Here is a 13,638-nt window from a genome sequence, read left to right as displayed (position 1 = left end):
CCAGAGGAAATCATCATGACTGCACTTCGCCTGCCTTACTATTCTCTGTCTTCTTCCGTGATGGAGCCGATGAAAGCGGCGCTCGGCGCACTGGAAAACGGTCCGCTGGATAACGTGATTATCGAACTGGCCTTCCTGCGCGTTTCGCAAATTAACGGCTGCGCCTATTGCCTGGATATGCATTCCAAGGCGCTGCGCAAAATGGACGTCGCGCAAACTAAGCTGGATCAGCTGGCGGGCTGGCAGGTCAGCCATGCGTATTCAGAACGTGAACGTGCGGCGCTGGCCTGGTCAGAATCGCTGACGCTAATTGCCGCCACCGGTGCACCTGACAGCGCGTTTGAACCGCTGAAAGCACATTTCAGCGACGTAGAAATTTCAGAACTGACTTTTGCTATCGGCCTGATGAATGCGTTTAACCGTCTTGCTGTGGGTATGCGCCAGTAAGTTTCACACTTTGCGCAGTGCATTTTTTAAACAATCCGTTGCGCAAAAATCTGAACCAAAAAAGTTTCTCCCCGCCAGCCCGCTTCCTGCGGGCTTTGTCGTTTTTGCAATAAGCAAAACTGGAAAAACTACATATTGTGTGGTTGAAAATTTAAATCACCACATCTAGTATTCAATCCATCGGGACGCCACGATGGCACCGACTCTCGCGCCTTTCCCCGGCTGAAACAGCCGTACAGCGGACAGGCAAAAATTGTCTCTGATTTCTTACTAGATGGAAATACGAATCATGAGCATTATTATTTACAGTAAACCAGACTGTGTCCAGTGCAACGCGACTTACCGTGCATTAGATAAACAAGGCATCGCTTACCAGGTTGTCGATCTGACTCAGGATGATCAGGCGCTCGGGAAGGTCCGTGCGATGGGTTATCAGCAGGTGCCGGTGATTGTGGCCGGTGACGACCACTGGTCTGGTTTCCGTCCGGATAAGATCAGCGCCCTGCGCCAGCTTCAGAACGCGTTCTGAGGGCAGGCGGATGAATCCGTTGGTCTATTTTTCCAGCAGTTCAGAAAACACCCATCGCTTCGTCGGCAGAACAGGATTGCCGGCGATCCGCATCCCGACAGACAGACAGCCTGAAAAATTGCGCGTTGACTCACCGTACATTTTGGTGGTGCCGAGCTACGGCGGCGGATCGGCCAAAGGCGCGGTGCCCGCACAAGTGATCCGTTTTCTGAACGATGAACATAACCGTTCACTCATCCGCGGTGTTATTGCCGCCGGAAACACCAACTTCGGCGCAGCGTATTGCATTGCCGGCGACATTATTTCCCAGAAGTGTCAGGTGCCTTACCTGTACCGCTTTGAATTGCTGGGAACGCCGGAAGACGTTGCAAAGGTCAGACAGGGAGTAACAGAATTTTGGCAGCGACAGAACTAGCAATCACCGACCCCGGCACCCGCAGCCCGGACTATCACGCGCTCAACGCGATGCTGAATCTGTTCGACGCGAACGGTCAGATCCAGTTTGATAAAGACCGCCTGGCCGCGCGCCAATACTTCCTGCAACACGTCAATCAGAACACGGTGTTCTTCCATAATCTGGCGGAGAAACTGCGTTATCTGGTTGAGGAGGGCTATTACGAAGCCGCCGTGCTGGATCAATATGCTTTTGAAGACATTAAGGCGTTATTCAAACAGGCTTACGCCAAAAAGTTCCGCTTCCAGACCTTTCTGGGCGCATTCAAGTATTACACCAGTTACACGCTGAAAACCTTCGACGGCAAACGCTATCTGGAACGTTACGAAGACCGCGTATGCATGGTGGCGATGACACTGGCACGCGGCGATATTCAGCTCGCCCGCCATTTTGTCGATGAGATAATTTCCGGCCGCTTCCAGCCTGCTACGCCGACGTTCCTCAACTGCGGCAAAAAACAGCGCGGCGAACTGGTTTCCTGCTTCCTGTTGCGCATTGAAGACAACATGGAATCCATTGGTCGCTCGGTGAACTCGGCGTTGCAGCTTTCCAAACGCGGCGGCGGCGTGGCGTTTATGCTGACCAACATCCGTGAAGTCGGCGCGCCAATTAAGCGTATCGAAAACCAGTCATCCGGCGTCATTCCGATCATGAAAATGCTGGAAGATGCCTTCTCTTATGCCAATCAGCTGGGTGCACGTCAGGGCGCGGGCGCGGTGTATCTGAACGCCCATCACCCGGATATTCTGCGTTTCCTCGATACCAAACGCGAAAACGCCGACGAAAAAATTCGAATTAAGACCTTGTCGCTTGGCGTGGTCATTCCGGACATTACCTTTGAACTGGCGAAGAACAACGAAGATATGTACCTGTTCTCGCCTTATCACGTCGAGAAGGTCTATGGCGTGCCGATGTCTGAAATCAGCATCAGCGAGAAATACCGCGAAATGGTGAATGACAAACGCATTCACAAAAGCAAAATCAACGCGCGCGAATTCTTCCAGGTGCTGGCGGAAATTCAGTTTGAATCCGGCTATCCGTACATGATGTTTGAGGACACGGTAAACCGCGCCAATCCGATCAAAGGTCGCATCAACATGAGCAACCTGTGTTCGGAGATTTTGCAGGTGAATTCGCCGACCCTCTACGGCGAAGACCTGTCTTATCAGGAAATTGGCAAGGATATTTCCTGTAATCTCGGCTCACTGAATATTGCCTCAGCCATGGATTCCCCGGACTTCGGCAATACCGTTGAAATGGCGGTACGCGCGCTGACGGCGGTGTCGGACATGAGTCACATCCGCTCGGTGCCGTCTATTGATCAGGGGAATCAGGATTCCCACGCCATTGGCCTCGGGCAGATGAATTTGCACGGCTATCTTTGCCGCGAACGTATTTACTACGGTTCAGAAGAAGGTCTGGATTTCACCAACATCTATTTCTGCACTGTGGCTTTCCATGCGATCCGCGCGTCGAACCAGATCGCTATCGAACGTCAGCAGTCATTTAAAGGTTTCAAAGATTCAACTTACGCCAGCGGCGCTTATTTCGACAAATATGTCGATAAGGCATTGGCCGCGAAATGGCAGCCGAAAACTGACCGCGTGCGTGAGCTGTTTGCTGACGCCGGAATCGCGATTCCGACCACCGCAGACTGGGCAGCGCTGAAAGATTCTGTGATGCAGCACGGGCTGTATAACCAGAATTTACAGGCGGTGCCGCCCACCGGTTCGATTTCTTACATCAATAATTCGACCTCGAGTATTCACCCGATTGTGTCCCGCGTGGAAATCCGCAAAGAGGGCAAAATTGGCCGTGTGTATTATCCGGCAGCGTTTATGACCAACGACAATCTGGATTACTACCAGGATGCGTACGAAATCGGTCCGGAAAAAATCATTGATACCTACGCCGAAGCGACGCAGCACGTCGATCAGGGGCTGTCGCTGACGCTGTTCTTCCGCGATACCGCCAGCACGCGAGACATCAACAAAGCGCAGATTTACGCCTGGCGAAAAGGCATCAAAACCATTTATTACATTCGTCTGCGCCAGATGGCGCTGGAAGGCACCGAAGTTCAGGGCTGCGTTTCCTGCACGCTGTAACTGACTGAAAGGACTTAAAAATGAGCGCAGTAAAACAATTGTTAGTACCGCAGCCGGTCAGCAAAGCCATCAACTGGAACAAAATTCAGGATGATAAAGACCTCGAAGTGTGGAACCGTCTGACGTCGAATTTCTGGCTGCCGGAAAAGGTGCCGTTGTCGAACGATATTCCGTCATGGGCGACGCTGAGTGCGCAGGAGAAACAGCTGACCATCCGCGTGTTTACCGGCCTGACGCTGCTCGATACCGTGCAGAACGTGGCCGGCGCACCGACGCTGATGAAAGACGCGGTGACGCCACACGAGGAAGCGGTTTACTCGAATATCTGCTTTATGGAAGCGGTGCATGCGCGTTCTTACAGCTCGATTTTCTCGACGCTGTGCGCCACCGTGGACGTGGATGAGGCTTATCGCTGGAGCGAAGAAAACGTCGCGCTGCAAAATAAAGCGGCGATCATTTTGTCGTATTACGACGGCGAAGATCCGCTGATGAAGAAAGTCGCCAGCGTGTTCCTCGAATCGTTCCTGTTCTACTCCGGTTTCTATCTGCCGATGTACTGGTCGAGCCGTGCCAAGCTGACGAATACCGCGGATCTGATCCGTCTGATCATCCGCGATGAGGCCGTTCACGGTTATTACATCGGCTATAAGTTCCAGAAAGCGCTGGCGCTGGAAAGCGAAGAACGTCAGCGGCAGATCAAAGAGCAGGCGTTTGATCTGATTCAGGATTTGTACGACAACGAGATCCGCTACACCGAAGAACTGTACGACGGCGTGGGCTGGAGCGAAGACGTGAAAAAATTCCTGCATTACAACGCCAACAAAGCGCTGATGAATCTGGGCTACGAAGCGCTGTTCCCGGCCAGCATGGCGGATGTGAATCCGGCGATCCTTTCCGCGTTATCGCCAAACGCCGACGAAAACCACGACTTCTTCTCCGGATCCGGATCGTCGTATGTGATCGGCAAAGCCGTGAATACTGAAGACGAGGACTGGGATTTCTAAACAGCTCCTTGCGAAGGGCTGCTTGTGCTCCTTCCCCTCACACGAGGGGAAGGTTGGGATGGGGTGTTGGTTCGCAGACGACGCGGCGACTGAGAAGCCATTAATACCCCACCCCCGCCCTCCCCTTCGCAGGGGAGGGAGCTAAAACCTCACTTTCTGATGTTGCCGTTATTTTTCTCAGCGTTAGTATAGAAACAGTGTTTCAAAACCCTACGCTATTAGAAAAGGAAACATCATGTTGTATCAGCCCTCAACTTCACGCTATGAAACCATGCAATTCCGCCGCTGCGGTCAGAGTGGTTTAAAACTCCCTGCACTTTCTCTCGGTTTATGGCACAGCTTCGGCCATGTCAGCCCGCTGGAGTCCCAGCGAGCCTTGCTGCAAAAAGCCTTCGATTTGGGCATCACGCATTTTGATCTGGCGAATAACTACGGGCCACCTCCGGGTTCTGCCGAAGAGAATTTTGGCCGGTTGCTGAAACAGGATTTCGCCCCGTACCGCGATGAACTGATCATTTCGACTAAAGCCGGTTATGACATGTGGCCGGGTCCGTACGGCTCCGGTGGATCACGTAAGTATCTGCTGGCGAGTCTTGATCAAAGCCTGCAACGCATGGGGCTGGATTACGTTGATATCTTCTATTCCCACCGCGTGGATGAAGAAACGCCGATGGAAGAAACCGCGGCTGCGCTGGCGTATGCGGTGCAAAGCGGCAGGGCGCTGTATGTCGGGATTTCGTCTTATTCGCCGGAACGTACGCAGAAAATGGCGGAACTGCTGCGCGAGCTGAAAGTGCCGCTGCTGATCCACCAGCCGTCTTACAATCTGCTGAACCGCTGGGTGGATAAAAGCGGCCTGCTGGATACGCTGAAACAAAACGGCGCGGGCTGCATCGCGTTCACGCCGCTGGCTCAGGGGCTGCTGACCGGTAAGTACCTTAACGGGATCCCGGACGGTTCGCGCATGCAGGTGGAAGGCAATAAAGTGCGCGGGCTGAATGCAAAAATGCTGTCAGAAGAGAATCTGAACAGTCTGCGGTTGCTTAATGAAATGGCGCAAAGGCGCGGGCAGACGATGGCGCAGATGGCGTTGAGCTGGTTACTGAAAGACGATCGCGTGACGTCCGTGCTGATTGGTGCCAGCCGTCCTGAACAGCTGGATGAAAACGTCAGGGCGCTGGAAAACCTGCGCTTCACCACCGAAGAGCTGGCGGCGATTGATCAGCATGTCTCAGACGGTCAGTTAAATTTGTGGCAAACATCGTCAGATAAATAATCAGTAATTAAAGGGCGGAGAGTATTAATCCGCCTTTTTAATTTATAAGTGTTAACTCATTAATTCCAGACGTCGCGCTGTTTCATAATGGTTGACCCAATACTGATTATCCAGTGACGATATCGTCACCCCTTCAATTTTAGAAGCATGAATAAACTGATTATCGCCAATATAAACACCCACATGGCGATCGGCCTCTGTTGTTTTGAAAAAGACTAAATCACCGGGCTGAAGGTTATCTTTATTCACCTTTTTGCCATTTTTAATTTGCTCAAACGTTGTGCGTGGCAACGGATGATGCAGGGAGTCATTGAACAGATGCTGCATCAGCGCTGAGCAGTCCACGCCTTTGTGGGTCGTGCCACCCAGATGGTACTGAGTGCCTTTCCAATGGGAATACTGAGATAATAATGCCGTTTTAATTTCATCAGGATTGCCATTATCACCGGATAAAGGCGCTTCGTTATGTAATTTAAAAATTTCTTTATGGGAATAATTCTTTTTCCCAAGAGACGTGAATTCCTTTGGCAATTCGAAGGCAAAGGAATTAATGCTAAAGAATGAAGAGACTATCAATAATAAAAAATAAACCAGGGTTTTAATGCGAAACATACGAACGTTCTTTTTTCAAAAATAGATTTTATCCTTACCTGTAGACCAGCGAACGGGGCGGGTGACTCTTCGTTGAGTGCGCAAATAATAACCGATGAGCAAAAAATAACCACCCCAAAACGAGTCCAAAATGAGACTTTCTAATTTTTGCAGGTTTGCCCCCTTTAACGGAAAAAGGGGGCGGAAGGAACTCAGGAGAAGAACTTCGCCAGCACGAAAAGCCCGACGGAAACGTTGATCGCACCGCCGATACGGGTGGCGATTTGTGCGAAAGGCATCAGCGTCATGCGGTTGCCGGACGTCAGAATTGCCACGTCGCCGGTGCCGCCCTGCCCGCTCTGGCAACAGGAAACAATCGCCACATCAATGGGATGCATACCGATTTTTTTCCCGACGTAAAAACCGGTGCCGACCAGCGCCAGCACGGTGGTCACGATCACCAGCAGATTTTGCACGGTAAACGCGTTGATCAGTTCCTGCCAAGGCGTAATCGCCACGCCCACCGCGAACAGCACCGGATAAGTCACCGCGGTGCGGAAGAATTTATATACCGTCATCGAGCCGTGCTGAATGGTCGGTGACACGCCGTTAGCCAGTTTCACCAGCACTGCCGCAAATAACATACCGACCGGCGCGGGCAGGCCGATCCATTTCTGTCCGAGCATCCCGACCATGTACAGAAGGATCGCCAGCAGCGCACCACAGGCCAGCGCATTCACGCCCGGATTTCCTTCGAATTCATCAGTCCCGCTGCTGAGTTCACCTTTCTTCGACGGCATCAGCTGACCTTCGCCGGTGAGATGCGGATAACGTTTTCCCAGCTGGTTCAGTACGCCCGCCAGCACAATCGCCGTCAGGCCGCCGAGCATAACGATCGGCAGAATACGCCCCAGCGCCACGCCCTGCTCCATATGCAGGATAGTCGCGTAGCCCATCGACAGCGGGATCGCGCCTTCACCCACGCCACCGGCCATGATCGGCAGGATCAGGAAGAAGAAGGTTTGCACCGGCGGTAAACCTAACGCGGTACCCATCGCCATTCCGGCGATCATCCCGACCACTTCCCCGCACAGCATCGGCACGAAGATCCGCATAAAGCCCTGGATCAGCACCTGGCGATTCATGCTCATGATGCTGCCGACAATAATGCAGCAGATGTAGAGATAGAGAATGTTGGTGGATTTATAGAATTTGACCGTGGAATCGACCACAACGTCCGGCAGCAGGCCGTAATGCACCATCGCGGACGGAATAAAGGTGGCGCAAATCGCCGCCGCGCCGAGTTTGCCGACCACCGGCAGCCGCTTTCCAAATTCGCCACAGGCAAAGCCGAAGAAGGCCAGCGTCGCGACCATCACAACGATATCGCTGGGCAGTTTGCCGTTCAGGCAATCCAGCAGGATCAGCACGCCCGCCAGCAGGAAAAACGGCAGCGGAATAATCCCTATCTTGTAGTTATCCAGAATGTGCCACCATTTTTGTCTGGCAGACAGGCCGGAAGCTTTTGTTTTGTTGACAGCGATGTAGGAATCGTCGGTTGTGCTCATGGCATTGCCTCTTTCTTGGTAATACTTTTCTTATTGATGATCTGAGCATATGAAAATGGCCGGTCAGGCGGATGTGAGGTTGTTCAAATTAAGGCCGCAGGGATAAAGGTTGTTATGGTGTTTATGGAGTTAATGCGTCCAAATTTATAAGGATTATCAGATAAGTAGTAAAACCCGCAATTAACCTTGCAATCACTGTGTGAATTACATTCTATTTATCTTCTTCGTTCACAACTTCGCTTATGTCAGATTACGGCAGCGTTTTCGCCGTGATAGGCTTATTCGATGTGTGTGTCAGGGCTGGCTTTTGGCGGGATGTATGAAATTAAGATTACCTTTTCAGGTAAAGCTCTTTTTATCTCTGGTGGTATTTTCCTGCCTGTTGCTGGCGCTGCTGGGCGCTATTTTATTTCATATTATTGACCGCCAGCTGCATCACGACCTGGGACAACGTGCCAAAGTTCAGGCCAGCGAAATCGCGCTGATGCCGGGGCTGGCGCAGAAAGTCGCCCGTCGCGATGTGCCGGGAATTGCCCGTCTTATCCAGCCGTTACGCGATAAGAGTGATGCGAGTTATATCGTGATTGGTGACGTCCGCGAGCGGCATCTTTATCACTCGGAATCCCCGGACAGAATAGATCTGCCGATGATTGGCGGCGATAACGCGGAGGTGCTGGCCGGGAAAACCATTATATCGGTGCGTCAGGGCGGCATCGGTGTTTCATTACGCAGCAAAGCGCCGATCCTCGACGAAAATAATCAGGTCATCGGCATTGTGTCGGTCGGCTATCTCACGTCTTACATCGACAATATTAACGGTCACCGTCTGGCGCAGGCCGGTTTATACGGTCTTCTTCTTTTATTACTGCTGTTTATTTTCTCGTGGATGTTTACCCGCAACGTCAAAAAACAGATGTTCTGGCTTGAACCCAAGGATATTGCGCTGCTGGTTCGCCAGCAAAAAGCGTTGCTGGAAGCCATGTATGAAGGCGTATTTGCGATTAATGCTGAGAAGCAGCTGATTTCCATTAACCGCGCCGCCCGGGAATTACTCGATATCCGTCAGCCGGAAAACGAGCTGATTGGCAAACCGCTGGAAGAAGTGCTCCATACGCCGCCCGCGTTCTTTACGCAAAGCGGTCTTCAGGACAATAGCAGCCGCCATGATCAGATAACGGTGCTCAACCAGCGTCAGGTAATCATGAACCGCGTGCCTATTGAGCTGGAGCCGGGCAAAGAAAGCGGCTGGGTGTTCAGTTTCCGCGATAAAAATGACATTAATACGCTGAGCAGCCAGCTGAGTCAGGTGAAACGCTACGCCGATAGCCTGCGCATCATGCGCCATGAACAGCTGAACTGGACGGCGACGCTGGCCGGTTTGCTGCAAATGCAGCGTTACGATGATGCGATGCACTATATTCAGGCACAGTCAGAAGGTGCGCAGGCGGTGCTGGATTTCGTGTCGGCACGCTTCACGTCGCCTGCCCTTTGCGGGCTGCTGTTGGGAAAATTCGTCAGTGCGCGCGAGAAAGGCGTGGAGCTGGTGTTTGACCCGGCCTGCCAGTTAATCCGTATTCCGCCGGTCATCGGCGAAACCGAGCTGATGTCGGTGATCGGCAATCTGCTTGATAACGCCGTGGACGCCACGCTGAAAGCCGGCGCACCGATTTCGCCGGTAGAATTGTATATTTCAGACAGGAACCGCGAGCTGCTGATTGAGGTGGCCGATCGCGGTGGCGGCGTCGATGACGCCCTGAAGCCGAATCTGTTTGAGCAGGGCGTCACCTCGAAGCCTTCCGGCGGCGATGAGATGACCGGCGCGGAACACGGCATCGGGCTTTATCTGGTGGCCGGTTACGTCCGTCAGGCGGGCGGCAGCATCGAAATCTCAGACAATGCGCCTCAGGGTACGATATTTTCAGTGTTTATCCCGTATCCGTCAGAGAGGTCAACAGGACAGCAACATGAATAACAGCAGCGCACTCGATGTCGTGATTGTGGAAGACGAGCCGCATCTGGCCGGTCTGCACCGTGATTTTATCGAGCAAAACTTTAACCTGCGCGTGGTCGGGATTGCCGCCACGCTGGAACAGGCCCGTTCGTTATTGCGGCAGCATCAGCCGAGGCTGGTGCTGCTGGATAATTACCTGCCAGACGGCCAGGGCGTGGATCTGATCGACAGCCCGCTGCTGAAAAGCTTCGACTGCTCGGTGATTTTCATTACGGCGGCCAGCGATATGCAGACGTGCAGCCACGCCATGCGCAGCGGCGCGTTTGACTACATTATTAAGCCGGTGTCGTTTCACCGCCTGCGCAGCTCGCTCGAGCGTTTCATGCAACTGGTGCAAACCCTGCGCAATGTGAAAGTGGTCGATCAGCGGGCGCTGGACAAACTGTTTAACCTCCCCGCCAGCGACACGCCGCCAGCCCCTTCTGCAAAAGGGATTGAGCCGAATACGCTCGAACTGGTTCAGCGGGTGTTCACCGCGAAACCCGACGTCAGCTGGTCAGTGGAACAGGTGGTTGAAGAGGTTGGGATCAGCAAAACCACCGGCCGCCGGTATCTGGAATATTGTGTGGAAATTGGCTTTATCGGCGTCGAGATGCAGTACGGAAATATCGGCCATCCGAGGCGTCTTTACCGGAAAATAGTGACTGAGGAAAAATCCGCCTCCTGAACCCGAATTATGGCGTTCTGCCCCTCTGAATTTCGCCTTCACGGCCAGCGGTTCCGCTGGCCAAATTCCCACATTTCACCCCGCACAGTGCGATTATTTCCACAAATATTCACCTTTCAGACAACCGGTAAATTCAGGGCTTTCAGTGCAAGCTGAAATCACTATTTACACATTGCAAATCCCGCCATGGAATTTGCATTAAATCCCCCTGAATCACGCTATTTAAACCACTAAAAACCCCACAAAACAAGAAGGCATTAAATCATTAAAAATCAACTAATTAATTATATATTAAGCAAAATGCACGCATCAGATAATTAGGCATACAACAATAAACACAGCGCCCTTAAAATTGTCATTAAATGTCAACCTGCGCTGACGTAAATTAGACACGCACAATACATAAAAATACGCCACCAGAAACACAACCATGAATATTCATGAGAAACATTGAGACTTGTCTCAGAATTTTGGTGTGTTAGGGTATAAAGCGTTCACTATTTTGTAACAGGCAAAAAACTATACGTTTCAACAGAAAAATTAGACATCAAGCCGATACGGCTATTTATATCCAAGGAATGCATATTGCATGGCAATTAAAATCGAAGTAAAAAATCTTTATAAGGTGTTTGGCGAGAACCCGGAACGCGCTTTCAAGATGATTGACGCTGGCAAGGGTAAAGAAGAAATTTTCGAGAAAACCGGTCTGTCACTTGGCGTTAAAGATGCCAGTCTGGCCATTGAAGAAGGCGAGATTTTCGTCATCATGGGGTTATCCGGTTCCGGTAAATCCACCATGGTACGCCTTCTCAATCGTCTGATAGAGCCCACCCGCGGCGAAGTGCTGATTGACGGCGAAGACATCGCCAAAATCTCAGAATCAAAATTACGCCAGGTGCGTCGCAGTAAAATCAGTATGGTGTTTCAGTCATTTGCGCTGATGCCCCACCTGACCGTGCTGAATAATACGGCGTTTGGTATGGAGCTGGCCGGTGTGCCGGTGGAAGAGCGAAATGCCAAAGCGCTGGATGCGCTGCGTCAGGTCGGGCTGGAAAACTATGCCAATTCTTATCCGGATGAATTGTCCGGGGGGATGCGTCAGCGCGTCGGCTTAGCCCGTGCGATGGCCAATAACCCTGACATTCTGCTGATGGATGAAGCCTTCTCGGCGCTCGATCCGTTAATCCGTACCGAAATGCAGGATGAGCTGGTGAAGCTGCAAGCGCAGCATCAGCGCACCATCGTGTTTATTTCCCATGACCTCGACGAAGCCATGCGCATCGGCGACCGCATTGCGATTATGCAGGGCGGCGAAGTGGTTCAGGTCGGTACGCCGGAAGATATCCTCAATAATCCGGCCAATGACTATGTCCGCACCTTCTTCCGTGGCGTCGATATCAGTCAGGTCTTCAGTGCTAAAGACATCGCCCGCCGTCGTGGCGCGCTTATTCGTAAAACCCCCGGTTTTGGTCCACGTGCCGCACTCAAGCTGCTCGAAGACGAAGACCGCGAATATGGTTATGTGCTGGAACGCGGACAGAAATTCATCGGCGTCGTGTCGATTGAATCCCTGAAAACCGCGCTGAAAGCCAATCAGCCGCTGGAAAGTGCCCTGCTGGAATCTCCGGCACCGGTGCATGCAGATATGCCGCTCAGCGAACTGATTTCTCATGTGGCCGCCGCGCCTTGCGCAGTACCGGTGATCAATGAGGACAATAACTATATCGGCATTATTTCCAAAGCCATGCTGCTTCAGGCTCTGGACAAAGAAGGGGGTAACGAATGAGCAACTCAACCATAAACAATACAGTTCTTCAGCACGCGCAGGCGGCTCAGACTCAGCCACTGGATGCATCCGTTGATCCGTGGAGTGCCGATAACGCCAGCGGTGGCATTGCGCCTCAGCCTGACGCAGCAGCCAGTTCCGCACCTGCCGATGCCGGTGGCGATCCGTGGGGCGGTGGCAGCGATGCCGCAACCAGCGCACCTGACACCACACACCACGCCGCCGCACAGGCCAACGACTGGCTGAGCGTCGCACCTGAACAGCATCAGCATTTCAATATTCTGGATCCGTTTCACAGCACGCTGATCCCGCTCGACCACTGGGTAACCAACGGGATCGACTGGCTGGTTGGCAACTTCCGTCCGGTATTCCAGGGGATCCGCGTGCCGGTCGATTTCGTGCTGAGCGGTTTTCAAAGCGGGCTGGAATCATTACCAGCACCCATTGCGATTCTGATTTTCGCCCTGCTCGCCTGGCAGATGGCGGGTTTAGGCATGGGTGCTGCTACGCTGGTTTCTCTGGTTCTGATCGGCGCAATCGGCGCGTGGTCACAGGCCATGGTGACGCTGGCGCTGGTTCTGACCTCGCTGTTCTTCTGTATTCTGATCGGTTTGCCGATGGGGATATGGCTGGCGCGCAGTCAGCGGGCGGCAAAAATTATCCGGCCTCTGCTCGATGCCATGCAGACGACACCGGCGTTCGTGTATCTGGTGCCGATCGTCATGTTGTTTGGTATCGGTAACGTGCCGGGCGTCGTGGTCACCATCATCTTCGCCCTGCCACCGGTCGTGCGTCTGACGATTCTGGGGATCAACCAGGTACCGGAAGATCTGATCGAAGCCGCGAAATCCTTCGGTTCCAGCCCGAGTCAGATGTTGTTTAAAGTTCAGCTTCCGCTGGCGATGCCGACCATCATGGCCGGTATTAATCAGACGCTGATGCTGGCGCTGTCGATGGTGGTTATCGCCTCGATGATCGCCGTCGGGGGTCTGGGTCAGATGGTACTGCGCGGGATTGGCCGTCTGGATATGGGCCTCGCGTCGGTCGGTGGTGCGGGTATCGTTATTCTCGCCATCATCCTCGACCGCCTGACACAGTCTATGGGCCGCGACAGCCGCAGCAAAGGCGGCCACCGCTGGTTCACCCGCGGACCGGTTGGTCTGGTGATGAAGCCTTTCGTCAAAAAAGCCTGATTCACAC

At 52.7% G+C, this 13,638-nt stretch carries 12 protein-coding genes; 10 read left to right on the top strand and 2 right to left on the bottom strand.

What is annotated here, in order from left to right:
* Positions 1-15 precede the first annotated feature (15 nt).
* From GW579_RS23075 to mgrA, 6 genes are all read left to right on the top strand, one after another.
* Positions 16-447 carry a carboxymuconolactone decarboxylase family protein gene (locus GW579_RS23075; RefSeq protein WP_152324865.1) on the top strand — a complete coding sequence of 144 codons (432 nt, stop codon included), beginning with the start codon at positions 16-18 and terminating at the stop codon, positions 445-447.
* A gap of 289 nt (positions 448-736) precedes the next feature.
* Positions 737-976, top strand: a complete 240-nt coding sequence (gene nrdH / locus GW579_RS23070; RefSeq protein WP_165062081.1) for a glutaredoxin-like protein NrdH — start codon at positions 737-739, stop codon at positions 974-976.
* Between the two features lie 10 nt (positions 977-986).
* A complete protein-coding gene (gene nrdI, locus GW579_RS23065) occupies positions 987-1,391 on the top strand; it encodes a class Ib ribonucleoside-diphosphate reductase assembly flavoprotein NrdI (RefSeq protein WP_152324864.1) in 405 nt (134 codons plus the stop codon).
* Entirely contained in the window at positions 1,373-3,535 is a 2,163-nt protein-coding gene (nrdE, locus tag GW579_RS23060) for a class 1b ribonucleoside-diphosphate reductase subunit alpha (protein ID WP_165062079.1), read from the top strand. The genes nrdI and nrdE overlap by 19 nt, the downstream gene beginning before the upstream one ends.
* A 20-nt stretch (positions 3,536-3,555) precedes the next feature.
* Positions 3,556-4,539 carry a class 1b ribonucleoside-diphosphate reductase subunit beta gene (gene nrdF, locus GW579_RS23055; RefSeq protein ID WP_120508967.1) on the top strand — a complete coding sequence of 328 codons (984 nt, stop codon included), beginning with the start codon at positions 3,556-3,558 and terminating at the stop codon, positions 4,537-4,539.
* Between the two features lie 235 nt (positions 4,540-4,774).
* Positions 4,775-5,815 (top strand): L-glyceraldehyde 3-phosphate reductase, encoded by a 1,041-nt coding sequence (gene mgrA, locus GW579_RS23050; RefSeq protein ID WP_165062077.1) that lies wholly within the window; start codon positions 4,775-4,777, stop codon positions 5,813-5,815.
* Between the two features lie 51 nt (positions 5,816-5,866).
* Here mgrA and GW579_RS23045 read toward each other — a convergent pair whose 3' ends face one another.
* Positions 5,867-6,427, bottom strand: a complete 561-nt coding sequence (locus GW579_RS23045) for an NlpC/P60 family protein (protein WP_165062075.1) — start codon at positions 6,425-6,427, stop codon at positions 5,867-5,869.
* A gap of 191 nt (positions 6,428-6,618) precedes the next feature.
* The gene (locus GW579_RS23040) at positions 6,619-7,974 is read right to left on the bottom strand and encodes a 2-hydroxycarboxylate transporter family protein (protein ID WP_165062073.1); all 1,356 of its coding nucleotides are present in this window, start codon (positions 7,972-7,974) and stop codon (positions 6,619-6,621) included.
* 319 nt (positions 7,975-8,293) lie between these two features.
* Between GW579_RS23040 and GW579_RS23035 the strand changes: the two genes are divergently transcribed.
* From GW579_RS23035 to proW, 4 genes are all read left to right on the top strand, one after another.
* The gene (locus GW579_RS23035; RefSeq protein ID WP_152324859.1) at positions 8,294-9,946 is read left to right on the top strand and encodes an ATP-binding protein; all 1,653 of its coding nucleotides are present in this window, start codon (positions 8,294-8,296) and stop codon (positions 9,944-9,946) included.
* A complete protein-coding gene (locus tag GW579_RS23030) occupies positions 9,939-10,652 on the top strand; it encodes a response regulator (RefSeq protein WP_152324858.1) in 714 nt (237 codons plus the stop codon). The genes GW579_RS23035 and GW579_RS23030 overlap by 8 nt, the downstream gene beginning before the upstream one ends.
* 589 nt (positions 10,653-11,241) lie before the next feature.
* Entirely contained in the window at positions 11,242-12,438 is a 1,197-nt protein-coding gene (proV, locus tag GW579_RS23025; RefSeq protein WP_165062071.1) for a glycine betaine/L-proline ABC transporter ATP-binding protein ProV, read from the top strand.
* The gene (gene proW, locus GW579_RS23020; protein WP_152324856.1) at positions 12,435-13,631 is read left to right on the top strand and encodes a glycine betaine/L-proline ABC transporter permease ProW; all 1,197 of its coding nucleotides are present in this window, start codon (positions 12,435-12,437) and stop codon (positions 13,629-13,631) included. The genes proV and proW overlap by 4 nt, the downstream gene beginning before the upstream one ends.
* Positions 13,632-13,638: the final 7 nt, after the last annotated feature.

This window comes from Rahnella contaminans (assembly GCF_011065485.1).
GTDB classification, from domain to species: domain Bacteria; phylum Pseudomonadota; class Gammaproteobacteria; order Enterobacterales; family Enterobacteriaceae; genus Rahnella; species Rahnella contaminans.
This window is presented reverse-complemented; position numbering and strand designations above follow the sequence as displayed.